This window comes from Martinezella sp. CNPSo 3795, from assembly GCF_057784475.1.
Map to the genome: position 1 here is coordinate 1 of NZ_JBXSOQ010000034.1, position 1,164 is coordinate 1,164.

At 56.4% G+C, this 1,164-nt stretch carries 1 protein-coding gene; it reads right to left on the bottom strand.

The window, feature by feature from the left end; all coding sequences use genetic code 11:
• Positions 1-1,164 (bottom strand): ribonucleotide reductase N-terminal alpha domain-containing protein (locus tag AC13QY_RS32050; protein ID WP_488494573.1); only part of this gene is annotated, 1,164 nt, incomplete at both ends.

Sequence of the window (1,164 nt, forward strand, 5' to 3'; positions counted from 1 at the left end):
TGCGGCAGCAATATTCAGAGAACCGAGATTGCAGGAGATGTCCTTGCCCATACGCTTGTAGGAGAGGTCGTCGTTATACTCACTGGCTTCGCTGACCTGCAGAATTTCCGAGCAGAGATTGCTCATAGTGATGCGGCCGGCAACCGGATTGGCGCGGTTCACCGTGTCTTCGAACATGATGTAGGGATAGCCGCTCTCGAACTGGATCTCGGCGATCACCTGGAAAAATTCGCGCGCCTTGATCTTCTTCTTGCGGATGCGGCTGTCGGCGACCATCTCGCGATACTTCTCCGTCACCGAAATCTCGGTAAACGGCACGCCATAGACGCGCTCCACGTCATAGGGTGAAAAGAGGTACATATCCTCGTTGTTCTTCGCGAGCTCGAAGGTAATGTCCGGAATGACCACGCCGAGCGACAGCGTCTTGATGCGGATCTTCTCGTCGGCATTTTCGCGCTTGGTATCGAGGAAGCGCATGATGTCGGGATGGTGAGCGTTGAGATAGACAGCGCCCGCGCCCTGCCGCGCCCCAAGCTGGTTGGCGTAGGAGAAGGAGTCTTCCAGTAGCTTCATGACAGGAATGATGCCGGACGACTGGTTCTCGATATGCTTGATCGGCGCACCGGCCTCGCGGATATTGGTGAGCGACAGAGCGACGCCGCCGCCGCGCTTCGACAGCTGCAGCGCGGAATTGATGGCGCGGCCAATCGATTCCATGTTGTCTTCGACACGCAGCAGGAAACACGAAACCAGTTCGCCACGCTGCTTCTTGCCGGCATTGAGGAAGGTCGGCGTCGCCGGCTGAAACCGGCCTGAGATGATCTCGTCGACCAGATCGCGCGCAATCTGCTCGCTGCCCTGCGCCAGCGTCAGCGCGACCATGCAGATGCGGTCTTCGTAGCGCTCGAGATAGCGCTTTCCATCGAAGGTCTTCAGCGTGTAGCTTGTGTAGTATTTGAAGGCGCCGAGGAAGGTCGGAAAACGGAACTTTTTCGCATAGGCGTGGTCAAAGAGATCGCGCACGAAATTGAAGGAATACTGATCCAGCACCTCCTGCTCGTAGTAGCCTTCCGTCACAAGATAATCGAGCTTTTCCCTCAGGTTATGGAAAAAGACCGTGTTCTGGTTGACGTGCTGAAGAAAGTACTGCTTGGCCGCCATGCG